At 73.7% G+C, this 25689-nt stretch carries 24 protein-coding genes and 1 pseudogene; 12 read left to right on the forward strand and 13 right to left on the reverse strand.

The window, feature by feature from the left end:
* The 3 genes from JIW86_RS34550 to modA all read right to left on the reverse strand — a co-directional run bounded on the left by JIW86_RS34550 (position 1) and on the right by modA (position 3874).
* Positions 1–816: a DUF4328 domain-containing protein gene (locus tag JIW86_RS34550; protein WP_257557950.1), complete on the reverse strand. Its 816-nt coding sequence runs from the start codon at positions 814–816 to the stop codon at positions 1–3.
* Positions 817–952: 136 nt separating this feature from the next.
* Positions 953–2890 carry an ABC transporter permease gene (locus JIW86_RS34555; protein WP_257557952.1) on the reverse strand — a complete coding sequence of 646 codons (1938 nt, stop codon included), beginning with the start codon at positions 2888–2890 and terminating at the stop codon, positions 953–955.
* A gap of 165 nt (positions 2891–3055) precedes the next feature.
* Positions 3056–3874, reverse strand: coding sequence for a molybdate ABC transporter substrate-binding protein (gene modA, locus JIW86_RS34560; protein ID WP_257557959.1), 819 nt, complete (start codon positions 3872–3874; stop codon positions 3056–3058).
* A gap of 212 nt (positions 3875–4086) precedes the next feature.
* Between modA and JIW86_RS34565 the strand changes: the two genes are divergently transcribed.
* Positions 4087–4488 (forward strand): RNA-binding S4 domain-containing protein, encoded by a 402-nt coding sequence (locus JIW86_RS34565; protein ID WP_257557961.1) that lies wholly within the window; start codon positions 4087–4089, stop codon positions 4486–4488.
* 4 nt (positions 4489–4492) lie between these two features.
* Here JIW86_RS34565 and JIW86_RS34570 read toward each other — a convergent pair whose 3' ends face one another.
* From JIW86_RS34570 to dhaK, 3 genes and pseudogenes are all read right to left on the reverse strand, one after another.
* Entirely contained in the window at positions 4493–4972 is a 480-nt protein-coding gene (locus tag JIW86_RS34570) for a PTS-dependent dihydroxyacetone kinase phosphotransferase subunit DhaM (RefSeq protein ID WP_257559549.1), read from the reverse strand.
* Positions 4949–5548, reverse strand: a pseudogene (gene dhaL, locus JIW86_RS34575) (dihydroxyacetone kinase subunit DhaL); the annotation flags it as partial. The pseudogene dhaL and the gene JIW86_RS34570, both read right to left, overlap by 24 nt.
* A gap of 51 nt (positions 5549–5599) precedes the next feature.
* Positions 5600–6604, reverse strand: a complete 1005-nt coding sequence (dhaK, locus tag JIW86_RS34580) for a dihydroxyacetone kinase subunit DhaK (protein ID WP_257557963.1) — start codon at positions 6602–6604, stop codon at positions 5600–5602.
* 138 nt (positions 6605–6742) lie between these two features.
* Here dhaK and JIW86_RS34585 point away from each other — a divergent pair, with 138 nt between their 5' ends.
* Complete coding sequence (locus JIW86_RS34585) at positions 6743–7384, forward strand: alpha-ketoglutarate-dependent dioxygenase AlkB (protein ID WP_257557964.1); 642 nt, start codon at positions 6743–6745, stop codon at positions 7382–7384.
* A gap of 34 nt (positions 7385–7418) precedes the next feature.
* Here the strand turns inward: JIW86_RS34585 and JIW86_RS34590 are convergent, their stop codons facing one another.
* Both JIW86_RS34590 and JIW86_RS34595 read right to left on the reverse strand, forming a co-directional pair.
* Positions 7419–7697, reverse strand: a complete 279-nt coding sequence (locus JIW86_RS34590; protein WP_406368681.1) for a YkvA family protein — start codon at positions 7695–7697, stop codon at positions 7419–7421.
* A 58-nt stretch (positions 7698–7755) separates the two neighbouring features.
* Complete coding sequence (locus JIW86_RS34595; RefSeq protein ID WP_257557981.1) at positions 7756–8220, reverse strand: MarR family winged helix-turn-helix transcriptional regulator; 465 nt, start codon at positions 8218–8220, stop codon at positions 7756–7758.
* A 125-nt stretch (positions 8221–8345) separates the two neighbouring features.
* Here JIW86_RS34595 and JIW86_RS34600 point away from each other — a divergent pair, with 125 nt between their 5' ends.
* Both JIW86_RS34600 and JIW86_RS34605 read left to right on the forward strand, forming a co-directional pair.
* Positions 8346–8918 carry a DoxX family membrane protein gene (locus JIW86_RS34600; protein WP_257557983.1) on the forward strand — a complete coding sequence of 191 codons (573 nt, stop codon included), beginning with the start codon at positions 8346–8348 and terminating at the stop codon, positions 8916–8918.
* 81 nt (positions 8919–8999) lie between these two features.
* On the forward strand, positions 9000–10805 hold the full coding sequence (locus tag JIW86_RS34605) for a glycoside hydrolase family 15 protein (RefSeq protein ID WP_257557984.1): 1806 nt from the start codon (positions 9000–9002) through the stop codon (positions 10803–10805).
* Positions 10806–10825: 20 nt separating this feature from the next.
* Here JIW86_RS34605 and JIW86_RS34610 read toward each other — a convergent pair whose 3' ends face one another.
* Together JIW86_RS34610 and JIW86_RS34615 are read right to left on the reverse strand one after the other, a co-directional pair.
* The gene (locus JIW86_RS34610; RefSeq protein WP_257559550.1) at positions 10826–12919 is read right to left on the reverse strand and encodes a SpoIIE family protein phosphatase; all 2094 of its coding nucleotides are present in this window, start codon (positions 12917–12919) and stop codon (positions 10826–10828) included.
* A gap of 46 nt (positions 12920–12965) precedes the next feature.
* Positions 12966–14447, reverse strand: a complete 1482-nt coding sequence (locus tag JIW86_RS34615) for an MFS transporter (RefSeq protein ID WP_257557985.1) — start codon at positions 14445–14447, stop codon at positions 12966–12968.
* Positions 14448–14562: 115 nt separating this feature from the next.
* Between JIW86_RS34615 and JIW86_RS34620 the strand changes: the two genes are divergently transcribed.
* Both JIW86_RS34620 and JIW86_RS34625 read left to right on the forward strand, forming a co-directional pair.
* Positions 14563–15570, forward strand: coding sequence for a LysR family transcriptional regulator (locus JIW86_RS34620; RefSeq protein WP_416237631.1), 1008 nt, complete (start codon positions 14563–14565; stop codon positions 15568–15570).
* 132 nt (positions 15571–15702) lie between these two features.
* The gene (locus tag JIW86_RS34625; protein WP_257557986.1) at positions 15703–16449 is read left to right on the forward strand and encodes a class I SAM-dependent methyltransferase; all 747 of its coding nucleotides are present in this window, start codon (positions 15703–15705) and stop codon (positions 16447–16449) included.
* A 9-nt stretch (positions 16450–16458) separates the two neighbouring features.
* On the opposite strand, the gene JIW86_RS34630 is transcribed toward JIW86_RS34625, so the two are convergent.
* The gene (locus JIW86_RS34630; RefSeq protein WP_257557988.1) at positions 16459–17367 is read right to left on the reverse strand and encodes an alpha/beta hydrolase fold domain-containing protein; all 909 of its coding nucleotides are present in this window, start codon (positions 17365–17367) and stop codon (positions 16459–16461) included.
* A 215-nt stretch (positions 17368–17582) separates the two neighbouring features.
* Between JIW86_RS34630 and tdh the strand changes: the two genes are divergently transcribed.
* The 3 genes from tdh (at position 17583) to JIW86_RS34645 (ending at position 20866) form a co-directional block, all read left to right on the forward strand.
* Complete coding sequence (gene tdh / locus JIW86_RS34635; RefSeq protein ID WP_257557989.1) at positions 17583–18611, forward strand: L-threonine 3-dehydrogenase; 1029 nt, start codon at positions 17583–17585, stop codon at positions 18609–18611.
* 119 nt (positions 18612–18730) lie between these two features.
* Complete coding sequence (locus JIW86_RS34640) at positions 18731–19939, forward strand: glycine C-acetyltransferase (RefSeq protein WP_257557991.1); 1209 nt, start codon at positions 18731–18733, stop codon at positions 19937–19939.
* 12 nt (positions 19940–19951) lie between these two features.
* Positions 19952–20866, forward strand: a complete 915-nt coding sequence (locus JIW86_RS34645; protein ID WP_257557992.1) for a LysR family transcriptional regulator — start codon at positions 19952–19954, stop codon at positions 20864–20866.
* Positions 20867–20884: 18 nt separating this feature from the next.
* Here JIW86_RS34645 and JIW86_RS34650 read toward each other — a convergent pair whose 3' ends face one another.
* Together JIW86_RS34650 and JIW86_RS34655 are read right to left on the reverse strand one after the other, a co-directional pair.
* Complete coding sequence (locus JIW86_RS34650; protein WP_257559552.1) at positions 20885–21661, reverse strand: MBL fold metallo-hydrolase; 777 nt, start codon at positions 21659–21661, stop codon at positions 20885–20887.
* An 8-nt stretch (positions 21662–21669) separates the two neighbouring features.
* On the reverse strand, positions 21670–22449 hold the full coding sequence (locus JIW86_RS34655) for a DeoR/GlpR family DNA-binding transcription regulator (protein ID WP_257557994.1): 780 nt from the start codon (positions 22447–22449) through the stop codon (positions 21670–21672).
* Positions 22450–22595: 146 nt separating this feature from the next.
* On the opposite strand from JIW86_RS34655, the gene JIW86_RS34660 reads away from it, so the two are divergent.
* The 3 genes from JIW86_RS34660 to JIW86_RS34670 all read left to right on the forward strand — a co-directional run bounded on the left by JIW86_RS34660 (position 22596) and on the right by JIW86_RS34670 (position 25668).
* The gene (locus tag JIW86_RS34660; RefSeq protein ID WP_257557996.1) at positions 22596–23498 is read left to right on the forward strand and encodes an SIS domain-containing protein; all 903 of its coding nucleotides are present in this window, start codon (positions 22596–22598) and stop codon (positions 23496–23498) included.
* Positions 23495–24331: a class II fructose-bisphosphate aldolase gene (locus tag JIW86_RS34665; RefSeq protein WP_257557998.1), complete on the forward strand. Its 837-nt coding sequence runs from the start codon at positions 23495–23497 to the stop codon at positions 24329–24331. The genes JIW86_RS34660 and JIW86_RS34665 overlap by 4 nt, the downstream gene beginning before the upstream one ends.
* A 146-nt stretch (positions 24332–24477) precedes the next feature.
* Positions 24478–25668, forward strand: coding sequence for an acyl-CoA dehydrogenase family protein (locus tag JIW86_RS34670; RefSeq protein WP_257558000.1), 1191 nt, complete (start codon positions 24478–24480; stop codon positions 25666–25668).
* Positions 25669–25689 lie beyond the last annotated feature (21 nt).

Consider the following 25689-nt stretch of genomic DNA (forward strand, 5'->3'; position numbering starts at 1 on the left):
TCAGACGGCGGCGTACGGGCCCTGCACGGCCTTGGTGTTCTGCAGGGCGGTGAGCTTGCGGACGAAGAGGACGGCGAGTACCGCGGCGGCGACCATGATCAGGTCTGAGACGATGCCGACGGCGGAGGCGTCCCGCAGGGCCTCGGGGGTCTCGGCGCGCTTGTACATCTGGGCGAAGACGCGGTCGACGCACGCCGCGACGACCCAGACGACCCACCAGGCCGTGAGGGGAGCGGTGGAGACGTGGCGGTAGGAGCCGTCGGGCCCGAGCTGGGTGCTGGCCGTCCAGATCTGCCGCGCGGTCCGGTAGGGGAGGAACAGGTTGCCGACGGGGATGAACCAGGCGCCGATGGCCCAGCCGCGCCCCTGTGTGAAGGCGTCGGGGCGGAAGATCTCGCCGTTCACGCGTGCGCGGTGGAACCAGATGATGAAGACGGTGCCCGTGCCCAGCAGCACCAGGAGCTGGACGCTCCCGGCGAAGGCGGTGAGCATGTCCGACAGGTCGAGCGTGTCGTCCGCGACCTGGTCGGGGTCGGCGATCAGGTCCTTCATCAGCGACCAGGCGAACAGGTTGGAGCCGGCCGAGAACAGGTTGACCGCGGCCGCGACGGACAGCAGCACGGTCAGCGCCGTCGCGAGGCCCTGCGGAGAACGCAGGACGTCACGGGGTGGCGGCGGGCCGGGATACACGGGCTGCCCGGGGTACGGCTGCCCAGGGTAGGGCTGGGCCGGATACGGCTGCGCCGGGTACGGGGCGGCCGCGGCGTACGGCGGCCGGTCGGGCGGCGGCGGTGAACCGGGCGCGCTGAAGGACATGACGGAGTACCCCCCACGGGAACGTGTGACATGCGGATCGCGCCTGCCGACGGGCGCGCAGGCAACCGCCGAAACATATGCCAGCCCGCTGACCTGCGTCCAAACGATTCCAAGGGTCACCGGTGGGCACCAGCGGCTACAGGCGTACGAGCGTGACTTCGGTCGCCTTCACGCTCGTCCACACCTGGGCGCCGTCGACGATGCCCAGTTCGGCGGCCGCTTCGGGGGTGATCTCCGCGACCAGGTCCGGCGCCTCGTCCGGGGCGATCAGCACGCGCAGCCGGCTGCCGACCGCCGTGATCTCCCGTACGGTGCCCGGCCAGACGTTGCGGGGGCTGCCGCCCGGGCGGTCCCGGTGCACGGACACCGCCTCCGGGGCGATGATCGCGAGGGCCTGAGCCCCCTCGGGCAGCGCCTCGGCGACGACGAGGCGGCCCCCGGCGGCCAGGGCCAGCCCGTCCGCCGACGCCGTGCCCGGCCAGGCGTTGCGCCCCAGCATCCGGGCCACCCACGGGGAGCGCGGGTGCCGGGTCACCTCGGAGGGCGGCGCGTCCTGGAGGGTCTGCCCGTCGGCGAGTACGAGGACCCGGTCGGCCAGCGAGACCGCCTCGACGGGATCGTGCGTGACGATGAGGCAGACCCCGCCGAAGCCGGCCAGGTGCGTGCGCAGGGTGTGGCGGACGTGGGCCCGCGTCGTCTGGTCGAGGGCGGCGAGCGGTTCGTCGAGCAGCAGGAGCCGGGGGCGGGCGGCCAGGGCGCGGGCGAGGGCGACGCGCTGAGCCTGGCCGCCGGACAGCTGGGCGGGCCTGCGCTCGGCGAGGTGCCCGACGCCCAGCCGGTCCAGCCAGGCCCGTGCCTCGCGCCGGGCGTCGGCCCGCCGCACCCCGTGGGCACGCAGCCCGTACGCGGTGTTGGCCAGCGCGCTCAGGTGCGGGAACAGCGCGCCGTCCTGCGGGACCCAGGCGACCTGCCGCCGGTGCGGGGGCAGCTCGGTGACGTCCGTGTCCCCGAGCCTGAGGTCGGCGTGGGCGCGCGGGGTCAGGCCGAGGAGGGCGCGCAGCAGGGTGGTCTTGCCGGCGCCGTTCTCGCCGACGACGGCGATCGTGGTACCGGGTTCGGCGTCGAGGGTGAGCCGGTTGAAGCCGGTGACGGTGGCGTGCAGGGACCAGGCTCCGGCCGCGGCCGGTACGACCTCCGCCGGTTCACCGGCGGGCGCGGGTACGGACGGTACGGACGGCTCCTCGGCCACCGGCGGCGCACCGGCGGGCTTGCGGGGGACGGGAACGCCCGTCCAGCGGCCGCGCAGCGCGATCAGTACGGCCATGGCGATCGCCAGCAGCAGCAGGGAGACGGAGGTGGCGGCCTCGGGCTCGTCCTGGAGCAGCAGGTACACCTGGAGCGGCAGCGTCTGGGTCGTGCCGGGCAGGTTCCCGGCGAAGGTGATGGTCGCGCCGAACTCGCCGAGCGCGCGGGCCCAGGTGAGCGCGGCGCCGGCGACCAGGCCGGGGGCCACCATCGGCAGGGTCACCGTGAAGAACACGCGGACCGGCGAGGCGCCGAGCGAGGCGGCGGTCTCCTCGTAGCTCTGCCGGAGCCCCCCGAGGGCGCCCTCCAGGCTGATGACGAGGAAGGGCATCGCCACGAACGTCGCCGCGACGACGGCGCCCGACGTGTGGAAGGGCAGGGTGATCCCGAAGCTCTCCTCCAGCCAGGGCCCGAGCAGACCGCGCCGGCCGAAGCCGAGCAGCAGGGCGACACCGCCGACGGTCGGCGGCAGCACCATCGGCAGCAGGACGAGCGAGCGGACGAGTGCCTTGCCCTTGAACTCCACGCGGGCCAGCAGCCAGGCGAGCGGGACACCGAGGAGCAGCGAGAGGCCGAGGGCCCAGAGGGACACCACGAGCGAGAGGTGCAGGGCTTGGACCACGCCGGGGCTGCTCAGGTGGGCGCCGAGCTCGCTCCACTGGGTTCGGGTGAGGATGCCGATCAGCGGCAGCAGCAGGAACGCGACGGCGAGCAGCGCGGGGATCGCGAGGGTCAGCGGTGGCCGGGTGCGGGTGCGGAGTCTGCTCATGGAGGTGCTCGGGTTCCTGGCTCGGGGGCGGCTGCGGGAAGCGTACGCGGGCCTGCCGCAGGCACGGAGAAGGGCTGCCCGTCCCCCCGGACCGGGCAGCCCCTCACACCGCGCGACGGCAGACGGCAGACGGTGGGCGGCAGGCGAGGCCTGCCGCCCTCGGGCCTACGCCTGCTGGAAGCCCGCGTCCTGGAGGATCTTCTGCGCCTCCGGGGTGCTCAGCCAGGCCACGAACGCGGCCGCGGCCTCGGGGTTCTTGGACTGCTTCAGCGTGGCGGCCGGGTAGGAGGCCACCGCGTTCTGGTCGTCCGGGATGTCCACGGCGACGACCTTGTCGCCCGACTTGGCGGAGTCGGTCTTGTAGACGAGGCCCGCGTCGGCCTCGCCCAGCTCGACCTTGCTGAGCACGGCGCGGACGTTGGGCTCCTGGGAGACGGGCTTCACCGTGACGCCCTGCTTGTCCAGGATCTCCTTGCTGTAGCGGCCCACCGGGACCTCGGGCGCGGCGAGCACGACCTTGATCTTCGTGTCGGCGAGGTCCTTGAGGGCGGCGATCTTGAACGGGTTGCCCTTGCCCGCCGCGATGACCAGGCGGTTCTTGGCGATGATCTTTGCGTCGCCGGTCTCGCCCTTGAGGCCGTCCATGGTCTTCGTGTCGGCGGTGACCAGGGCGTCGGCCGGCGCGCCCTGCTTGACCTGCGCCGCGAGCTCCTGTGAACCGGCGAAGGAGAAGGTCACCTTCGTGCCGGGGTGCGCCTTCTCGTAGGCGGCGCCCGCTGTCTTGAAGACGTCCGTGAGGGAGGAGGCGGCGAGGACGGTGAGGTTCGCGGCCTTGGGCTCGGCGGAGGCGGAGCTCGACGCGTTGTCGGAGGAGCCGGCAGCGGGCTTGGTGTCCCCGCTGCCGTTGCCGCAGGCGGCCAGCGGGACGAGCAGGGCGGCGGTCAGCACGGCGGCGGCACGGCGGCGGTTCAGGGTCGGCGACATGGGTGGATGCTCCTCGGTGAGGTCGGCGGCCGGCCTTGTGCCGGGACCGGGGCGGTCCTGTATGCGGCGGGACTGCACGTGCGACAAGGTAGGGCCACCCGTGGCGCATTTGCAATTGGCTTGGGCTCATCTACATGGCAGATGCCATGCCCCTTGTGATATCCGCCGAAAGTCCTTCGGTCATTCCGTGCCCGCCTCGCTAAAGTCGGGGCATGGCTGATGAGGCAACGGGAACCGGAACGGGAACGGACATGGGATCCGTGCGGGTGGACGCGTGGATCTGGTCCGTGCGCCTGACGAAGACCCGCTCGACGGCGGCGACCGCCTGCCGGGCGGGCCACGTGAAGGTCAACGGGGAGCGCGCCAAACCGGCGCAGCCCGTGCGCGCGGGCGATGAGGTACGGCTCTTCCACGCGGGGCGGGAGCGCATCGTCGTGGTCCGCCGGCCCGTGTCCAAGCGGGTGGGCGCTCCGGTCGCCGCCGAGTGCCTGATCGACAAGAGCCCGCCGCCGCCGACCCCCGTCGAGGCCGCGGTGGTGGGCATCCGCGACCGCGGTGCCGGCCGCCCGACGAAGCGCGAGCGCCGGGAGATCGAGACCCTCCGCGGCCGCTGACTCCCTACGCCTTGCGGTACTCGTACGCCTCGCCGGCGGCCGATTCGACCGCCGGCAGGGGGGCGCCGGCGGAGGCGGCCACCACCGCCGCCACCGCGCCCTCCAGGAACGGCGCGTCCACCAGGCGGGCCCCCGGCGGCAGTTCACCCTCCGCCAGCAGTGACTTCACGGTGAGCACGGAGCTGCCCAGGTCCGCCAGCAGGGCGACACCCGCGCCGCGGTCCACCTCCCGCGCGGCCGCGAGGATGCGCTCCGCGCTCGTGCCGAGGCCGCCGTCGGCCGTTCCGCCCGCCGCGGCCACCGGGGCCATCGGGCCGCCCGCCGCCAGGCCCCGGGCGAGCTCCGCCACCGACTCGGCGACGGATTCGCTGTGCGACACCAGCACGATGCCGACCAGGCCGTGCTCCGTTTCCACGGAGGCCGGCCCGGCGCCCGGCGCGGGGGCCGTCACGCCGAGGTCGTCCACCACGTCCGCCAGCGCCACCAGCAGCAGCGCCGACGAGGTCGCGCCCGGGTCCTGGTGCCCGATGCTCCGCTCGCCCAGGTAGCTGGCCCGGCCCTTGCGCGCCCGCAGCGGTACCGTCGCCAGGGCCCCGTGCTCCGCCGCGTCCGCGGCCGCCCGGTACGAGGTGCTCAGCGCGGTCACCCCCGGGACCAGGGCGTCCAGCATCGTCTTGTCGCCCGGCGCCGCCCCGCCCAGCTGCGCCACCGCGCCCACCCCCGCGTACAGGGCCTCGCGCAGCGCCTCGTCGGAGACCTCGGCGGCCTCCCCGAGCTCCTTGCCGGTGCGCCTCAGCAGCGTCCCGTACAGCGGCCCCGAGGCGCCGCCGACGGTCGAGATCAGGGTCCGTCCGGCGAGCTGGAGCACTGCGCCCGGCGTCGCCTCCGCCTGGGCCTCCGCGCTCAGGGCCGCCCGTACCGCGGTGAAGCCCCGCAGCAGGTTGCTCCCGTGGTCCGCGTCCCCGATGGGCGAGTCGAGTTCGGTCAGCCGGTCCGCCTCGCGCTCCACGGCGGCCGCCGCGGCCGTCATCCAGCGCCGGAAGAAGTCTGCGTCACGCACCGGATCTCCTCGTGTCGGATCAACCTGGCCGGGCCCACGGCCACCTTACGGTCAGCGGCCCCAGCGCAGCGCGGGCGTCTGCACCGGGGCGTCCCACAATCGCAGCAGTTCCTCGTCGGCCCGGCACAGCGTCACCGAGCATCCCGCCATGTCGAGAGAGGTGACGTAGTTCCCGACGAGTGTCCGCGCCACCGGCACTCCGCGCGCGTCCAGTAGCCGCGCCACCTCGGCGTGGAACCCGTACAGCTCCAGCAGCGGCGTCGCCCCCATGCCGTTGACCAGGGCCAGCACCGGCCCGTCGGCCGGGGACACCTCCGCCAGCTCCTCCAGTACGGCGGCCAGCGCGACTTCGGCGATCTCCCGCGCGGGCATCATCGGCCGCCGCTCCCGGCCCGGCTCCCCGTGGATGCCGACGCCCAACTCGAGCTCCCCGTCGGGCAGGTCGAAGGTGGGGCTCCCCTTGGCGGGCGTGGCGCAGGCGGTGAGCGCCACGCCGAAGCTGCGCGAGGACTCGTTGACCCGCCGGGCGATCGCCGCGACCCGTTCCAGCGGCGCCCCCTCCTCGGCCGCCGCTCCGGCGATCTTCTCCACGAAGAGCGTGGCCCCGGTGCCGCGCCGCCCGGCGGTGTACAGGCTGTCGGTCACGGCGACGTCGTCGTTGACCAGTACGCGCTCGACCCGCCGGCCGTCCTCCTCGGCGAGCTCCGCGGCCATCTCGAAGTTCAGCACGTCACCGGTGTAGTTCTTGACGACGAACAGCACCCCCTGCCCGGAGTCCACGGCCTCGGCCGCCCGCAGCATCTGATCGGGCACGGGCGAGGTGAACACCTCCCCGGGACAGGCGGCGGACAGCATCCCGTACCCCACGAACCCGGCGTGCAGCGGTTCGTGCCCGGAGCCGCCCCCGGACACCACCCCGACCCGCCCGCCGTCCCGCGCGTCCCGCCGTACGACGACCCGCCGCTCCACGTCGACGTCGAGCTCGGGGTGGGCGGCCGCCATCCCCCGCAGGGCGTCGGCGACCACGGTGTCCGGACTGTTGATCAGCATCTTCACGGTTGTCTCCCAGGAAGCTCGGCCTGAGGAGAAGTCTGGCGCAGTACGGCGCTCATTTCGTGGTGTGCGCCGTGATCGGGGCGGACCCGGCCACGCCATATTCGTGCAGGTGTTCGGTTCCGGGGTTAGGGTGGGGTCATGCACGCAGTACAGGGCATGGGCCTTCAGGGTTCCCTCTTCGACCAGGGCGACGAGATCCGGCTCGGGCCGCTCACCGGCATCCGGCGCACCGCGCTCGGGGCCGGGGCCTGGGTCGATCACCTGCCCGGCTGGCTGAGCGGCGCCGACGCGCTCTTCGAGCGGCTGGCCGCCGACGTGCCCTGGCGGGCCGAGCGGCGGCAGATGTACGAGCGCGAGGTGGAGGTGCCCCGCCTGCTCGCCTTCTATGCAGCGGACGAGGCCCTTCCGCACCCCGCCCTCGTCGAGGCCCGCGAGGCCCTGAGCCGTCACTACGCCGCCGAGCTCGGCGAGCCCTTCACGACCGCCGGGCTGTGCCTCTACCGCGACGGCCGCGACAGCGTGGCCTGGCACGGCGACCGGACCGGACGCTCCGCCACCGAGGACACCATGGTCGCGATCGTCTCCGTCGGGGATCCCCGGGACCTCGCTTTCCGCCCGCGCGACGGCGGGGCCACCCTGCTGCGGCTGCCCCTGGGTCACGGCGACCTCGTCGTCATGGGCGGCTCCTGCCAGCGGACCATGGAGCACGCGGTGCCCAAGTCGACGCGGGCCGTCGGCCCCCGCATCAGCGTCCAGTTCCGCCCCCGCGGCGTGATGTGACAAGCCCAGGCCCAAGCCCAAGCCCCGGCCGCGGTCAGACCCTGTCGGGCTCCTTCAGGGGCCGGGCTGTCGTCGCGGCGGCAGCCGCGTGCAGCGAGCGCAGCGCCAGCATCAGCAGTCCGATGTCGTCCAGGTACACCGGGTCCGGAATCAGGTCCACCGGTGAGACGGTGTAGATCACGGCGACCCAGAACAGGGCCTTGTCGCGCAGCGGGATCCCGGCGTCGAGGAGCAGTCGCCGGGCACTGAGGACCCGTACGAGCAGCACGGCCGCGGCGATCGCGAGCCCGGCCGCGACGACCGCGGCGAGCATGAACCAGGTGTTTCCGTCCACGTGGCCCCTATACCCGCCCTGCGGACCCGCGTACCACTCAGGCCTCCTGTGCGCGCAGGCGCCGGCCGACCTCGCCCAGTCCGTCGGCGAGCGCGTCGAGCTGTTCGGGGGTCAGGACGTCGATGAGGATCTCCCGGACCGTGGTCACGTGCCCGGGCGCCGCCTGGTCGAGCAGGGCGCTGCCTGCCTCGGTGAGGACGGCGAAGACCCCGCGCACGTCGGAGGGGCAGCTGCGGCGGCGGACCAGGCCGGCCTTCTCCATCTGGGTGATCTGGTAGGTCAGCCCGCTCTTGGAGTTGATCAGGCCATTGGCCAGTTCGGTCATCCGCAGCTCGCGGCCGGGGGCCGCGGCGAGCCGTACGAGGATCTCGTACTGGGGGTGCGAGAGCCCGGAGTCGTCCTTCAGCTGCTGGTCGAGACGGCGGTTCACCAAGGCCGAGGCGGCCAGGAATCCACTCCAGGCCCGCTTCTCGCGGTCGTCCAGCCATCTCGTTTCAGCCATGGCCCCAGCCTACACGGGTTGTTCCAATTTGAATCAAAGGTTAGGGTCGGTGCTCGGCGGTTCGAATTTGAACAACTCCTGCCCACTCCGTCCCCTCGGGCCGCCCGACCGGAAGGATCCCCCCCATGACCAGCCCCTCCGTCGCCACGACGAAGCCGCAGGCCCCCGCACCGGCCGCCCAGCCCGGCTCCGCCGGCCCCCTCGCCCTCTCGACCCCGGGCCACGCCACCGGGCTGCTGCTCCTGCGCCTCGTCCTCGGCCTGACCATGGCCGCGCACGGTTCCCAGAAGCTCTTCGGCTGGTTCGGGGGCGGCGGCATCAGCGGCACCGGCCAGTTCTTCACCGCCAGCGGGTACCCCGCCGGTGACGCCATGGCCGTCCTCGCCGGCCTGACCGAGACCCTGGGAGGCCTCGGCCTCGCGCTCGGACTGCTGACCCCGCTCGCGGGCGCCGCCATCGTCGGCACCCTCATCAACGCGATCGCCGTCCACGGCGCCGGATCCTTCTTCGCCCCCAAGGGCATCGAGTACGAACTGCTCCTGGTCGCGGGCGCCGCCGCCCTCGCCCTGACCGGCCCCGGCCGGTACGCCGTCGACCGCTTCCTGCCGGTCCTGCGGAGCCACCGCCTGGCCCACGGCGCCCTCGCCGTCACCCTGGGCGTGGTCCTCGCCGCCGTGCTGCTCCTCGTACGCAGCTAGACCCCAGGACCCGTCCCGGTGCGCGGGGGTGTCCGGGGTCTGGGCTGATTGGCCCCGGGCATTCGGGGGAAGGGCGCACAAATGACACAACCCATCGAAGACTACGCACTCATCGGCGACCTGATGACGAGCGGTCTGGTCGGTCGCGACGGGTCCATCGACTGGCTGTGCCTGCCGCGCTTCGACTCCGCGGCCTGCTTCGCCAAGCTCCTCGGCGACGAGGAGAACGGCCACTGGCGCATCGCGCCCCTCGACGCCGCCGACGGCGAGCGGTGCACCCGCCGGGCCTACGCCGACGGTTCGCTGGTCCTGGAGTCCTACTGGGAGACCGGGACCGGCACCGTCAAGGTCATCGACTTCATGCCCCAGCGCGAGAGCGCCCCGGACGTCATCCGCATCGTCGAGGGCGTCACCGGCCTCGTCAGGATGCGCAGCACCCTGCGCCTGCGCTTCGACTACGGCCACGTCGTTCCCTGGGTCCGCCGCTCCGACGCCGACCGGGTCGCCATCGCCGGGCCCGACTCCGCCTGGTTCCGCAGCGAGCCGCCCGTCCGCACCTGGGGCGAGGAGAACAGCACCCGCTCGCAGTTCCCGGTCTCGGCGGGACAGCGCGTCGCCTTCGTGCTCACCTGGCACCCCTCGCACGAGCCGCGCCCCGAGCCCATCGACCCGTACGCGGCCCTGGACCAGAGCCTCGCCGACTGGCGGGAATGGACCGGGCAGTGCCGCTACGAGGGCCCCTACCGGGAGGCCGTGACCCGCTCCCTGATCACCCTCAAGGCCCTCACCTACGCCCCGACCGGCGGCATCGTCGCCGCGGCCACCACCTCCCTCCCCGAGGAGATCGGCGGGGTCCGCAACTGGGACTACCGATACTGCTGGCTCCGCGACGCCACCCTCACCCTCGACGCGCTCCTCGCGACCGGCTTCCTCGACGAGGCCCGCGCCTGGCGGACCTGGCTGCTGCGCGCGGTCGCCGGTGACCCCGCCGACCTCCAGATCATGTACGGGATCGCCGGAGAGCGGCGGATCCCCGAGACCGACCTGCCCTGGCTGCGCGGCTACGCCTCCTCCGCCCCCGTACGCGTCGGCAACGCGGCGGTCGACCAGCTCCAGCTCGACGTGTACGGCGAGGTCATCGACTCCCTGCACCTCGCCAGGTGCGCCGGGCTCGCCTCCGAGCACCACGCCTGGCGGATCCAGCTCGCGCTCCTCGACTTCCTGGAGCGCAACTGGCGCCGGCCCGACGAAGGCCTGTGGGAAGTGCGCGGCCCGCGCCGCCACTTCGTGCACTCCAAGGTGATGGCCTGGGTGGCCGCGGACCGGGCCGTAAGGACCCTGGAGAACGACCCCTCGATGCCCGGCGACGTACAGCGCTGGCGGGTCATGCGGGACGAGGTGCACCGCGACGTGTGCGAGAACGGATACGACCCCGAACGGGGCACCTTCACCCAGTACTACGGCTCCCGCGAGCTCGACGCGGCGACCCTGCTCATCCCGCGGGTCGGCTTCCTGCCGCCCGACGACCCGCGCGTCATCAGCACGGTCGACGCCGTCCGGGAGGAGCTCGGCCGCAGCGGCCTGGTCCGCCGCTACAGCACCGAAGGTCCCGCCGTCGACGGCCTGCCCGGCGACGAAGGAGCCTTCCTGGCCTGCTCGTTCTGGCTGGCCGACGCCCTGCACATGACGGGGCGGGGCAAGGAGGCCCGCGCCCTCTTCGAGAGGCTGCTGGCGGTACGCAACGACGTGGGACTCCTCGCCGAGGAGTACGACCCCGTTTCCGGGCGCCAACTCGGCAACTTCCCCCAGGCCTTCAGCCACGTCGGCCTGGTCAACACCGCCCTCACCCTGGCCCTGGACGACCCCGCCGGCCGCGGCTCCGGCTGACGACGGGCCCGCTGCCGGGACTACGCGGCTCCGCCCGTCCGGAACGCCAGCAGCAGGGCGATGTCGTCCGGCCGGTCGGCGGTGGTGCCCGCCTCGCTGATCAGCCGGTCGGCCGTCTCGGTCAGCGGGGTCGGCAGGGCCGCGGCCAGCGCCGACCGCAGCCGCTCCACCCCGACGTCGATGTCGATGCCCGGCTTCTCCACCAGCCCGTCCGTGTACAGGGCCAGCACCGAGCCCGTCGCGAGGCGCAGTTCCGTGATCGGGTACGAGGCCCCCGGGTCGATGCCGAGCACCACCCCGCCGGCCAGGTCCAGCACCTCCGTCCGTCCGTCGGGGTGACGCAGCAGCGGCTGGGGGTGTCCGGCCCGGACCGCCTGGGCGGAGCCCGACGCCGGGTCCAGCAACACGTAGCAGCAGCTGGCGAACTGGCCCGGGTCCAGGTCGATCAGCAGCTGGTTGGTACCGCGCATCACCTCGTCGGGCGCGCTCCCCGTCAGCGCGAAGGCCCGTACGGAGCTGCGGAGCTGGCCCATGGTCGCGGCGGCCGCCACCCCGTGCCCCTGCACGTCCCCGATGACCAGGGCCAGCAGCCCGCCGCCGGCCTCGACTACGTCGTACCAGTCCCCGCCGATGTCCATGCCCTGGGTGCCGGGCAGGTAGCGGGCCACCGTTTCCACCTGCCCGTGCACCGGCAGCCGGTGCGGCAGCAGGGCGGACTGCAGTCCGGCGGCGAGCGCCGCCTCGCTGTCGTAGCGCCGGGCCCGTTCCAGGGCCTGGGCGATCAGCCCGGCCAGGGCGGTGAGCACCGTACGCTCCTCCGGGCTGAAACCGCGGGGCGTGTCGAAGCCCAGGATGCACGAGCCGACCGGGCGGCCGGACGCGATCAGCGGCAGGAAGGCACGGGCCCCGACATGGGCGTCCAGGGGGATGCCCGGATAGGCGGCGGCCAGGTGTTCCATCGACTCGAAGAACAACGGCCGGCCCGAGGTCAGGGTCTCCACGCCCGGCAGCCGCACATCGAGCGCGACCCCGTCGAACCGGTCGAGGAAGCCCTGCGGGAAACCGGTCTCCCACGCCAGGTGCAGATGCCGCTCGTCCAGCAGGTAGATCGCCAGCTGGCGGCCGCCGAAGGCCGGCAGCAGCTCCTCGGTGACGACCGCCGACACCTGGCGGGCGGTGACCGCCTCGGTCAGTGCGATGGCCAGGGCCACCGGCCGGTACAGCGCGGAGGTCCGGTCGGCGGGGGAGCCGAGGCCCCCTCCCGGATCGGCCATCGAGGTGGGCGCGTAGGCGGGTGTCTCGGTGGCGCCGATGGTCACGGTCACCCCGTCGGCGCCCGGGTACAGGTCCACCGACACCCACTCGGCGGGCCTCTGGCGGCCGCGCCGGGCCGGGAAGTGCACCGGCTCGGTGGACATGAAGACGGCCCGGAAGTGGTCCTCGTACGCGGGATGGGCGAGCCAGGGCAGCGCCTCCCACAGCATCCGGCCGCGCAGCTCGGGGCCGACGATGCCGAGCAGCCTCTCGGCGGCGGTGTTGACGTAGTCGATCCTGCCCTGCCGGTTCACGGACAGCACGGCCTGCGCGAGCCGGTCCACGGTCTCCCCGGCACCCTCGCCGGCGGCGGGCCGCTCCGCGTACAGCGGGTCGCCGTCCCAGATCACCGGATCGCCGGCCGCCGCCAGCTGCGCGAGTTCCCCGGCCAGCCGGTCCGCTGCCTCACGCAGCCGTTCGCGGTCCTCCGGCCCCACCGGGACCCCGGGGGTGGCCGGGCGCAGCACCATCAGTACGCCGAACCGCTGGGTACCGGACGTCACCGGCTCGAACATCGAGGCGAAGGGGAAGGGCAGCCCCGCCATCAGCTGCGGGAAGCGGCGCATGGACGCCTCCGCGTCGGCCAGGTGCACGGACTGCCCGGAGCGGTAGGACTCCGCCGCCGGATAGGGACGGCTCACGTTCATCCGCCACCAGGGCCGGAACAGCGGCCCCGGGAGCCCCGTGAGCATGGCCATCTGCAGCACGCCCTCCTGGCTGGAGCGCAAGTACACCCCGCCCGCGTACCCGCCGACGGCCGTCACCACCTCGACCGCGGCCCGCGCGAGCACCTGGGCCATGGCATCAGGGGCGGGGCCGGCGCTGTCCGGTCTCGCCGTCACACCGTCAGGATGCGCCTTCGGCCGTGGTGGCCGCACCCGGACGCCCGGCCCGGTCCCGCCCGGCGTCCCGGTACCCGGCCACCACCGCGGCCGACGCGAGCAGCAGCACCACGGCCACCGTCCGCAGCGCGGCCCCCATCGCGTCGGTGAAGGCGGCGACCTGCGCCGGATCCGTCGGGTTCCCGTGGAACCGGGAGGCCAGCACCGTGCCGACCACCGCCACCCCGAGGGCGGCGCCGATCTCCCGGGCCGCGGTGTTCAGCCCGGAGCCCAGCCCGGCCTGGTGCGGCGGCAGCTCGGCGACCACCGTCAGGGTCAGGGAGGGCGCGCACAGCCCGGTGCCGACGGACAGCACCAGCAGGTAGAGCGCGTACAGGGCGTACGGGGTGCCCGCGTCGGCGGTGGAGACCAGCAGCAGCCCCGCACCGATCAGCCCGAGCCCTGCACCCACCGGCAGCCGGGGCCCGGTCCGCTCCTGCAGCCGCGCTCCGAACCGGGGCACCAGGGCCATGCCGACGGTCAGCGGGACGATCGCGAGGCCGGTCGCGGCGGGGGAGAACCCCTTCGCGTACTGGAGGTACTGGGCGTTGACGAAGAACAGGGCGAAGAGCCCGAAGAAGCCGGTGCCGATGCCCAGCGCCCCGGCGCGCAGCTTGCGCGAGGCGAAGATCCGCGGGTCGAGCAGCGGGCGGGCGGCGCGCAGCGCGTGGCCGGTGAACGCCGCGAGCAGCCCCGCCCCGGCGCCGAAGGCCGTCAGCACCCGCATCGAGGCCCAGCCGTACGCGGGCCCCTCGATGATCCCGTAGACCACCGCGAACAGCGCCCCGGCGAGCAGCGCCGCGCCCAGGGGGTCGACGGCGGCGTCGGGCCGCGAGGGCGTACGGGGAACCGTACGGGCGACCGCGACGGCGAGCAGCGCGCCCAGCGGGACGACGGCCCAGAACAGGGCCCGCCAGGTCAGGAACTCCCCGGCCAGGCCGCCGCCGACATTGCCCGCCAGGCCCCCGAGGCCCGCGGCCAGCGTCCAGGTGGCCAGGGCCCGGCCGCGGCGCTCGGGCGGGCTCAGGTGGACCAGGACGGACATGGTGGCCGGCATGATCAGGGCCGCGCCGGCCCCGCACAGGCCCCGGCCCGCGATCAGTACGGCCGGGTTCTGTGCGAGGGCGCTGAGGGCCCCGCCCGCGGCGAACAGTCCGAGTCCGGCCAGCAGGGCGCCCTTGCGTCCGTACCGGTCGCCGAGGGCTCCGGCCGGGATCAGCAGCGCGGCGAAGACGATGACGTACGCGTCGACCGCCCACAGCAGCTCGCCCGGGCTCGGACGCAGGGCGGACGCGGCGAGCTGCGGGATGAGCAGGTTGACGGCGGCGACCATGCCCTGGGCGACCAGGACGCAGGCGCACAGGACGAGCAGGGCGGGCCGGGTGAGGGCGGTCGGAGCGGGTGCGGGCGGCGCGGCGGGATCCCGCGTCAGGGCATGGCGGAGCACGGCTCCTCCTGGGAGTCGGTGATGAGAGTGGGAAGAGCGGGCGAGGGGTCAAGACCTCTGCTTCACCGTAGAGTTGGGGCGACCTGCTTTCCAGTGCAAGTTCTGCAAGGGATGAATGCGCGTGACGCAATCCGGAACCCGAGCCGGAACCCGAGCCGGAACCAGAGCCGGAACCCGGGCCCTAACCGGACCAGGATCCGGCTCCGGCCTGGACCTGAATCTCCTCGTCGCCCTGGACGTCCTCCTGGACGAAACGAGCGTGTCCCGGGCGGCCGCCCGCCTGCACCTCTCCGAGCCCGCGATGAGCCGCACCCTCGGCCGGATCCGCAAGGCCCTCGGCGACCCCGTCCTGGTCCGGGCCGGGCGGACCATGGTGCCCACCCCGCACGCCCTCGCCGTCCAGGGCGAGGTCAGGGCCGTCGTGGAACGGGCCCGCGCCCTCTTCCTCACCGGCGGGCAGGTGGACCTGTCCACGCTCGCCCGCACCTTCACCGTGCTGGCGAACGACGCCTTCACCGCCGTCTACGGAGCCGCCCTCCTCACCCGGGTGACCCGCGAGGCGCCGGGGGTGCGGCTGCGGTTCCTGGGGGAGAGCCACGTGGACGTCCCGGCGCTGCGCGAGGGCGTCGCCGACCTGGAACTCGGCGTGGTCGACACCCGTTCCCCCGAAGTGCGCGTGGAGCACCTCGCCGACGAGCGGATGCTGGCCGTGGTCCGGTGCGGCCACCCGCTGCTCCGCGGCCGGATCACCGCGCGCCGGTTCGCCGCCGCCGAACACCTGATCGCCTCCCGGCGCGGCCGCCTGCAGGGCCCGGTGGACACCGCCCTGGCCGAACAGGGCCTGTCCCGGCGGGTGGTGGGCAGCGTGGGCACCTTCCCCGCCTCCCTGTTCGTCCTGCGCGAGAGCGACCTCGTCGGACTGCTCACCACCCAGGCCGTACCGCTCGCCGCAGCGCTGGACCTGGAGACCTTCGAGATCCCGCTCGATCTGCCGACACTGCCCTTCGGCATGGCCTGGCACCCGCGTCACGACGCGGACCCGGCGCACGCCTGGCTGCGCAGCTGCACGCGCGAACTGCTGCCGGGGGACGCGGCGACGGGCACCTCCCCGGACAGGACCTAGCACCTGCGATAGGCCGACCGCTTCCCTCGTCCGGGGGACGCACGGGTGTACGGCCCGCGCGGCGGGCGCGCCGCGGGGCACGATACGCACGCGTCCCATCCCCCCCGCCGGAAGGCCACCGGAAGGCAGAGCATGCGGTTCCAGTACGACACCCTCGGCGAGCGGTACGCCGAGTCCAGGACCACAGCGGCCTTCTCGGCGGCCGACACCTACACGCTCCACGGAGCCCTGGACGCCCTCGGCGGGGTACGCGGGCTCGACGCCCTCGACCTGGCCTGCGGCTACGGCTACAACACCCGCCTGCTGGCCCGCGGCGGCGCCCGGCGGACCGTCGGGGTGGACGCCTCGGAGGAAATGATCAGGCTGGCCCGCGAGCACGACGCGGAGCAGGACCGGCCGGCCCCCGGGAACATCGAGTACCACGTCGCCGACGCCGCAGGCCTCCCCGACCTCGGGCCGTTCGACCTCGCCACCGCCGTCTACCCCTTCAACCACACGCCCGACCGCGCATCACTGCACGCGATGTTCCGCTCCGTCCGCTCCAGCCTGCGCGCGGGCGGGCGGCTGCTCGCCATCGTGCCCAACGCCGGGGCGTTTCCCCGCGTGGACTGGTCGCCGTACGGGGTCCGCATCCTCGACCGGATCCCGACCGGCGACGCGCCGCTGCTGAAGGCGCACTTCCTCGTCGACCCGCCGCTGCCCTTCGAGTTCCACGAGTGGGCCCACGCCGAGCTCGCCGAGGCGGCCGTCGAGGCGGGCTTCAGCACCATCGGCTGGCAGCCGAACCGGACCCCGCCCGCCGATCACGTGCGCGACGACGCGTACTGGACGGCGTACCGCGCCTGGCCGATCAGCTCCCTGATGACTTGCGTGGCGTAGCGCAAGGGCTCACTGCTCCGCCGCCGACCGGATCAGCTCGACGATCCGGTCGCGCGCCGCCCGCCCCTCGGGCAGCGGCAGCAGCGGGTACACGTGCGGCAGCCCCGCCTCCTCGTGGAACTCCACCTCCACCCCGGCCGCGCGGGCCCGGCGCACCAGCTCCCTGCTGTCCGTGGTCAGCACGTCCCGGGTCCCGGTGAACACCGTCAGCGGCGCCAGCCCCTCGAAGGACCCGTGCAGCGGGCTCACCCGGGGATCGTCGGCGGCCAGGGTCCCGGCGTACAGGCGCCCGGCCTCCCGCAGCCCCGAGCGGGCCAGCATCGGATCGTCCGCCTCGATGCCCGCCTGGTCCGGATGGCTCATGGTCACGTCCAGCCACGGCGAGATCAGCACGATGCGGGAGGGCTGCGCCCCGGTGCGGTCCCGCAGCCGCTGGGCGGCGGCCAGCGCCAGCCCGGCCCCGGCCGAGTCCCCGATGAGCACGGTCCCGCCCTCGCCCCCGCTCGCGATCAGGCCGCTGAGCAGGTCGGCGGCGACCGGGACCGTCCGGTCGGCGGTCCCGCGCGGGGCGAGGATGTACGCCGGTACGACGACCCGCGCCCGCGCCTGCGTGACCAGGGTCCGGATCAGCGCCCAGTGCGGGCGGACCAGTTCGTTGATGTAGCCGCCGCCGTGCACGTACAGCACCTGCGCCACGGGCTCGCTCCCCTGCGGGGAGACGTCGTACACCGGCCAGGCCCCGACGAAGGTCCGCGAGATGTCCGCGACCCGCCCCAGCGAGCGCGGCGGCAGATGGGAAGCGGGCCGGCGGGCGGACTCGGCCACCCGGGTCCGTACCGCTTCGACGCTCGCGAACCGTCTTCGCCGTCCCGCCGCGATCAGCGCAACCGACAGCGCCCTGCTGCGCAGACTCGGCACGCCCCTCACCTCCCCTTTTCCCCGGGCCGCCCCCGGCCCGGGACCCTACCCCGTCATCGGAGGAGCATAGGCGTGAAGCTGGGCTGTCGACCCGCTTAAGAAAGTCTCGATGGACTGATCACCACGCATCTCGGCAGATTGGTGACCGTCACCGACGCCGTCCGCGCGCCCCCGCGCTCCGCGGCGCCCCCTTCCGCATGCCTGGAGCCACCCCCATGAAGGCACTCGTCAAGCACAAGGCCGAGCCCGGACTGTGGCTCATGGACGTTCCCGAGCCCGAGTACGGCCCCGGCGACGTGCTGATCAAGGTGCTGCGCACCGGCATCTGCGGAACCGACCTGCACATCCGCGCCTGGGACGGCTGGGCGCAGGGCGCCGTCAAGACCCCGCTGGTCCTCGGCCACGAGTTCGTCGGCGAGGTCGCCGCCCTCGGCGCCGACGTCCGCGACATCGAGATCGGCGCGCTGGTCAGCGGCGAGGGCCACCTGGTGTGCGGCAAGTGCCGCAACTGCCTGGCCGGACGCCGCCACCTGTGCCGCAGCACGATCGGCCTCGGGGTCGGCCGCGACGGCGCCTTCGCCGAGTACGTGGTGCTGCCCGCGCAGAACGTGTGGGTGCACCGGACGGCGGTGGACCTGGACGTCGCGGCGATCTTCGACCCGTTCGGCAACGCCGTGCACACCGCGCTGTCCTTCCCCCTCGTCGGCGAGGACGTGCTGATCACCGGCGCCGGCCCGATCGGGATCATGGCGGCGGCCGTGGCCCGGCACGCCGGTGCGCGCAGCGTGGTGATCACCGACGTCAGCCCCGAGCGGCTGGAGATCGCCCGCAAGGCGGGCGCCACGCTCGCGGTGAACGTCGCCGAGTCCTCCATCGCCGACGCACAGCGCTCGCTCGGCCTGCGCGAGGGCTTCGACATCGGCCTGGAGATGTCCGGCCGCGGCGAGGCGATGCGCGACATGATCGACAACATGACGCACGGCGGCCGGATCGCCATGCTGGGCCTGCCGGCGCAGGAGTTCCCGGTGGACTGGGCCAAGGTGGTCACCTCGATGATCACCATCAAGGGCATCTACGGCCGCGAGATGTTCGAGACCTGGTACGCCATGACGGTGCTGCTGGAGGGCGGGCTCGACCTCAGCCCGGTCATCACCGGCCGCTACTCGCACCGCGACTTCGACGCGGCGTTCGACGAGGCCTCGACCGCCCGCAGCGGCAAGATCATCCTGGACTGGACGGCGTAAGCGCCTCCTCGCCTCAGACCATCTCCCCCGGCCGGGCCCCGCACACCCTCCCCCTCCGCGGGGTCCGGCCCCCTTCTCTCCGCCTCCCGTCCGCCTCCGCCGCACAAGGAGAACGCACCATGTTCGAGTCCGTCCGCGAGGACCTGCGCACCACCCTCGACGAGATCCGCGCCGCCGGCCTGCACAAGCCCGAGCGCGTCATCGGCACCCCGCAGAACGCGGCCGTCGCCGTCACCTCGGGCGGCGCCGCGGGAGAGGTCCTCAACTTCTGCGCCAACAACTACCTGGGGCTGGCCGACCACCCCGAGGTCGTCGCCGCCGCGAAGGACGCGCTGGACCGCTGGGGCTACGGCATGGCCTCCGTCCGCTTCATCTGCGGCACGCAGGAGGTGCACAAGGAGCTGGAGGCGCGGCTGTCGGCGTTCCTCGGCCAGGAGGACACGATCCTCTACTCCTCCTGCTTCGACGCCAACGGCGGTGTCTTCGAGACCCTGCTCGGCGCCGAGGACGCGGTCATCTCCGACGCCCTCAACCACGCCTCGATCATCGACGGCATCCGCCTGTCCAAGGCCCGCCGCTTCCGCTACGCCAACCGCGACATGGCCGAGCTGGAGACGCGCCTGAAGGAGGCCACCGAGGGCGGCGCCCGCCGCAAGCTGATCGTCACCGACGGCGTCTTCTCCATGGACGGCTACGTGGCCCCCCTCCAGGAGATCTGCGACCTCGCCGAGCGCTACGACGCCATGGTCATGGTCGACGACTCGCACGCCGTCGGCTTCGTCGGCCCCGGCGGCCGCGGCACCCCGGAGCTGCACGGGGTCATGGACCGGGTCGACATCATCACCGGCACCCTCGGCAAGGCCCTGGGCGGCGCCTCCGGCGGCTACGTCGCGGCGCGCGCCGAGATCGTCGAGCTGCTGCGCCAGCGCTCGCGCCCGTACCTCTTCTCCAACTCCCTCGCCCCGGTCATCGCGGCGGCCTCCCTCAAGGTCCTCGACCTGCTGGAGTCGGCAGGCGACCTGCGCGAGCACCTCGCCGCCAACACCGCCCTCTTCCGCACGAAGATGACCGAGGCCGGTTTCGAGATCCTGCCCGGCGACCACGCCATCGCCCCCGTGATGATCGGCGACGCGGCCGAGGCGGCCAGGATGGCCGAGCTGCTCCTGGAGCGCGGGGTCTACGTGATCGGCTTCTCCTACCCGGTGGTGCCGATGGGCGCGGCGCGCATCCGCGTCCAGCTCTCGGCGGCCCACTCGACGGCCGACGTGGAGCGCGCGGTGGCCGCGTTCATCGATGCCCGTGCGGCGCTGGTGGCCGACGGGGCCTGAGACAATGGTGGGGTGATCGACCCCCGCCGGCTGCGCATCCTGCGGGCCGTGGCGGACCACCGTACGGTGACCGCCGCGGCCGCAGCCCTGTACCTCACTCCCTCCGCCGTCTCCCAGCAGCTCGCGGCCCTGGAACAGGAGACGGGCCACGCCCTGCTCACCCGCAGCGGCCGGGGCGTACGGCTCACCGCGGCCGGTGAGATCCTGCTCGGCCACGCCCACGAGGTGCTGGCGCAGCTGGAGCGGGCGGAGGCCGAACTCGCGGCGTACGCGGGCGGCTCGGCCGGCGAGGTGACGGTGGCCGCCTTCGCCACCGGCATCGCGGAGGTACTGGCCCCGGCGATCGCCCGGCTGGCGCTGGACCACCCCGGGATCCGGCTGCGGGTACGGGACGCGGAGGGCGACCAGAGCCTGCCGCTGCTGCTGGACGGCGAGGCGGACGTGGCCCTGGCCGTCGAGTACCGGGGCGGGCCGGGGGCGGACGACAAGCGGCTGTCCGTCCTCCCGCTGTACGCGGAGCCCTTCGACGCCGTGCTGCCCTCGGGGCACCCGCTGGCCGACCTGCCCGCGGTGGCGCTGGCGGACCTGTCCGAGGCGGACTGGGTGGGTCAGTACCCCGGCAACCCCTGTCACGACGTGACGCTGCTCGCGTGTGAACTGGCGGGCTTCCAGCCCCGGTTCGTCCACTCGTCCGACGACTTCCGTGCGGTGACGGCGCTGGTGGGCGCGGGGGCCGGGGTGGCCCTCGTGCCGCGTTCGGCGCTGCGGGGCATGGACCTCAAGGAGGTCCAGGTCCGTCCGGTCGCCGGCCCGGCCGCCACCCGCCGGGTCTTCGCCGCCACCCGCCGCGGCGGCGAGACCCACCCGCTCATCGCCCCCGTCCTGGCCGCCCTGGTCCGGGAGTCGGAGCGGCTGCCGGCGCACTGAGCTCCGGACTCCCGTCGCTCAGCCGAGTGTGAAGACGGCCCCGGGCGCGGCGTGTCCGACGGGCCCGGCGTAGTGCGCCGAGGCACGGGCCACCGCCTCGCCGGGGGTGAGGCCACGGCCCACGTGCGTGACGACCAGCCGGGCGGCGCGCGCGGCGGCCGCCGTCGTACCGGCCTCCTCGGGCGTGTGGTGGAGGTGTTCGGCCTCGCCCCGCGCCGGACGCCGGGCGCTCTCGGCCTCGCACAGCAGCAGGTCGCAGCCCTCGGCGAGGGACGTCAGCGCGGGGCAGGGAGCCGTGTCCCCGGAATAGACCAGCGCCCGGCCGCCGGCCTCGACGCGGACGGCGAAGGCGGGCATCCCGTGCGTCACGGCGCGGCTGGTGAGGGTGAGCGCCCCGACCCGCGCCCGGTGTCCGTCGGACAGCTCGTGGACGGCGAAGGCGGACTCGACGGGGCTGCGCGCGGCGCCGTTGGTGAGGAACCCGGCCAGCCGGTCGGCGGTCCCCGGCGGGCCGAACAGCGGCAGCGGCGCCGCTCGTTCGACGTCGGCGAAGAGCAGGCCGTAGTACGCGGTCAGGAGGTCCGCGCTGTGGTCGGCGTGCAGGTGCGAGATCCAGACCGCGTCCAGCTCGCCCAGCCCGACGTAGCGCTGGAGCGGGCCGAGCGTGCCGCTGCCGGCGTCCATCCAGACGCGGGTGCCGCCGCCGGACACCAGGTAGCCGGAGCAGGGGTTGTCGGCACTCGGATACGGCGTCGCGCTGCCGAGCACGGTCAGCCGCAGCGGATCGCCGTCCATGGCGTCGCTCATACCCGCACCACTTCCACCCCCGCCGCCTCGAACTCCCGGGCCACGCCGGCCGCCAGGCCCGTGTCCGTCACCAGGACGTCCACCGACGAGGTCGCGCAGATACGGGCGAAGGCGCGTACGCCCAGCTTGCTGGAGTCGGCCGCGATCACCACCCGGCGGGCCCGCTCGCACAGCAGGCGGTTGACCGAGGCCTCGTCCTCGTGGCGGGTCGCCGCGCCGTCCGCCGGGTCGAAGCCGTCCACGCCGAGCACCGCCGTGTCCACCGCGAGCTGCCCGAGTACCTGCTCGGCCAGCGGGCCCGTCAGCTCGTAGGACTGCGGGCGCGCCACACCGCCGGTCAGCACGATCTTGAACTGCGGCCGGATCACCAGCTCGCCCGCGATGTTGAGCGCGTTGGTCACCACGGTGAGCGCCGGGGAGCCCTGGGCCAGGTCCGGGCGGCCGGCCAGGGCCCGCGCGACCTCGGTGGTCGTGGTGCCGCCCGTCAGGCCGATCACCTCGCCCGGGGTGATCAGGGCCGCGACCGCCTCGCTGATGCGGCGCTTCTCGGCGGCGCGGCGCGAGGTGCGGTAGCGCAGGGGGAGTTCGTACGAGACCCCGTGCAGCACGGCCCCACCGCGCGTGCGGACCAGCAGCTGCTGCTCGGCGAGCTGGTCGAGGTCGCGGCGGATGGTCGCTGCGGACACGCCGAGGGCCTCGGCGGCCGGTTCCACCTCCACCTCGCCCCGCTCCACCAGCAGGTCCAGCAGTGCCTGCCAGCGCTCCTTGCGGGTCATCGGCCGCCCCCTTCGGTGTGCTCCATCGGCTTACCCGCCGACACTAACTCAGGCGATCATCTCGTTGATGCTTGAAGTTGCGCGAAACTGCCAGCTACCTTGCAGGAAAACGCATTCAGACCCGTCTGCCGCACGAGGGAGCCTGCATGAGTCACGTCGCGCACGAGTTGGGCACACAGCCCGAATGCTGGGAGCGGGCCGCCGAACTGGCCCCGGCCCGGCGGGCGGTGCTGCCGCAGCCGGGGGAGCGTACCGCGATCGTCGGGTGCGGGACCTCGTACTACATGGCCCAGGCGGCCGCCGTGTTGCGCGAGGAAGCCGGTCAGGGGGAGACCGACGCGTTCCCCGCCTCGGAGTTCCCGCGCCACCGCCGCTACGACCGCGTCGTCGCCCTCACCCGCTCCGGGACCACCACCGAGGTGCTGGACCTGCTGGCCGGACTGCGGGACGCGGGCGTGCCCACGACCGCCGTCATCGGCGATCCGGCGACCCCGGTGATGACCCTCGCCGACGAACTCGTCGTCCTCGACTTCGCCGACGAGCGCTCCGTCGTACAGACCCGCTTCGCCACCACCGCCCTCACCCTGCTCCGCGCCCACGCCGGACTGCACACCTCCGGTGTGGTCGCCGACGCGCGGACCGCGCTCGCCGAGCCGCTCCCCGCCGAGCTGGAGAGCCGGGGGCAGTTCACCTTCCTCGGCCGCGGCTGGAGCGTCGGCCTCGCGAACGAGGCAGCGCTGAAGATGCGCGAGGCCTCCCTGTCCTGGGCCGAGTCCTATCCGGCGATGGAGTACCGGCACGGGCCCATCAGCGTCTCCGGGCCCGGCACCGTCACCTGGTCGCTCGACGAGGCCCCCGAGGGGCTCGCCGAGCAGGTGCGGAGCACCGGATCCCAGTGGGTGGCGGGCAGGCTCGACCCGCTCGCCGAGCTGGTCCGGGTGCACCGCCTCGCCCTGGCCGTCGCCGTCCACCAGCAGCTGGATCCGGACGCGCCGCGCCACCTCACCCGCTCGGTGATCCTCGCCACCGGAGAGGAGGCGGTCCGATGAGCCTCGTCCCCGCCGGCACGCTCGTCCAGAAGGCGGCGGGCGCGGGCCGCGCCGTCGCCGCCTTCAACATCATCACGCTGGAGCACGCCGAAGCGGTCGTCGCCGGAGCCGAGGCGGCCGGACTGCCGGTCATCCTCCAGCTCAGCGAGAACGCCGTGAAGTTCCGCGGCGGGCAGCTGCTGCCCATCTCCCGGGCGGCCGCCGCCTGCGCCGAGGCCGCCGGGGTCCCGGTCGGCCTGCACCTCGACCACGTCAAGAGCTCCGAGCTGCTGCGCCAGGCCTGCGACGCGGGATACAGCTCGGTGATGTACGACGCCGCGCACCTGCCGTATGCCGAGAACCTGGAGGCGACCCGCTCCGCCGCCGACTGGGCGCACGTCAACGGGCTGTGGATCGAGGCCGAGCTGGGCGAGGTGGGCGGCAAGAACGGCGCCGCCCCGCTGGACCCGCACGCGCCGGGCGCCCGTACCGACCCCGACGAGGCACGCCGGTTCGTCGCCGACTCCGGGGTCGACGCGCTGGCCGTCGCCGTCGGCAGCAGCCACGCCATGACCAGCCGGACCGCGGCCCTGGATCACGCGCTGCTGGCCCGGCTCGCCAAGACGGTGGACGTGCCGCTCGTCCTGCACGGCTCCTCGGGGCTGCCGGACGCGGAGCTCGCGGCGGCCGTCGCGGGCGGCATCCGCAAGGTCAACATCGGCACCGCCCTGAACGTGGCCATGACCGAGGCGATTCGCACCCACCTCACCCCGGCGGACCCCAGGCCCTACCTGACGGCCGCCCGTACGGCGATGGCGGCGACGGCCGCGGCCATGATCAACGCCCTGAACTGACCGCGTCCGCGGCTGCCGGTGCACGGATCCCTTCGGAACTCCCGGCCCCTTCCGAATTCCTGGCCCCTTCCGAATTTCTGAAACTGGTTCTACTCTGACCGCCGCCACCACAGCGACCGGCTGGACGCGAGAATCCCGGAGGGGCCGTGCACCTCGAATACACGCCTGAGCAGCAGCAGTTGCGCACCGAGCTGCGCGCCTACTTCGCCCGGCTGATCCCTGAGGACGTCTACGCCCGCTACGAGGATCCGGCCGCGCAGAAGCGGTTCTACCGGGAGACCATCCGCCGGCTCGGCGCCGACGGCTGGCTCGGGGTCGGCTGGCCGAAGGAGTACGGCGGGCGCGGGATGTCCCCGATGGACCAGTTCATCTTCTTCGACGAGGCCGCGCAGGCCGTCGTACCGCTGCCCCTGATGGCGCTCAACACCGTCGGGCCGACCATCATGCAGTTCGGCACCGACGAGCAGAAGGCGTACTTCCTGCCCAGGATCCTCGCGGGCGAGATCGACTTCGCCATCGGCTACAGCGAGCCGGACGCGGGCACCGACCTCGCGGCGCTCAAGTGCAAGGCCGTCCGCGAGGGCGACGAGGAGACCGGCACCTACGTGGTGAACGGGCAGAAGATCTGGACCACCAACGGCGACACCGCCGACTGGGTCTGGCTCGCGGTGCGCACCGACCCGGACGCCCCCGCCCACAAGGGCATCACCATGCTCCTCGTGCCGACCTCCGACCCCGGCTACTCCTGCACCCTCATCAACACCCTCGCCTCGCACGACACCACCGCCAGCTACTACGAGAACATCCGCGTCCCCGCCACCCGCCGCGTCGGCCAGGAGAACAAGGGCTGGCGCCTGATCACCAACCAGCTCAACCACGAGCGCGTCACCCTCGCCGCCCACGGCACGATGGCCATCCGGGCCCTCCACGACGTCCAGCGCTGGGCCGCCGAGACGAAGCTCGCCGACGGCCGCCGGGTGATCGACCTCTCCTGGGTCCGCGGCCGCCTCGCCCGCACCCACGCCCGGCTCGACGCGATGAAACTGCTCAACTGGCAGATGGTCAACGCCGTCCAGGACGGCACCCTCACCCCGCAGGACGCCTCGGCCGTCAAGGTCTACGGCTCCGAGGCGCGCAGGGACGCGTACGCCTGGCTGATGGAGGTGGTCGGCGCGGCCGGCTTCCTGAAGGACGGCTCCGCGGGCGCGGTCCTGCACGGCGAACTGGAGCGCGGCTACCGCAGCGCGGTCATCTTCACCTTCGGCGGCGGCAACAACGAGATCCAGCGCGAGATCATCTCGTGGATCGGCCTCGGCATGCCGCGGGTCCGCCGCTGACGGGACGGGTACGGGGCCGGA

It is taken from the genome of Streptomyces sp. NBC_00162 (assembly GCF_024611995.1).
GTDB lineage: Bacteria > Actinomycetota > Actinomycetes > Streptomycetales > Streptomycetaceae > Streptomyces.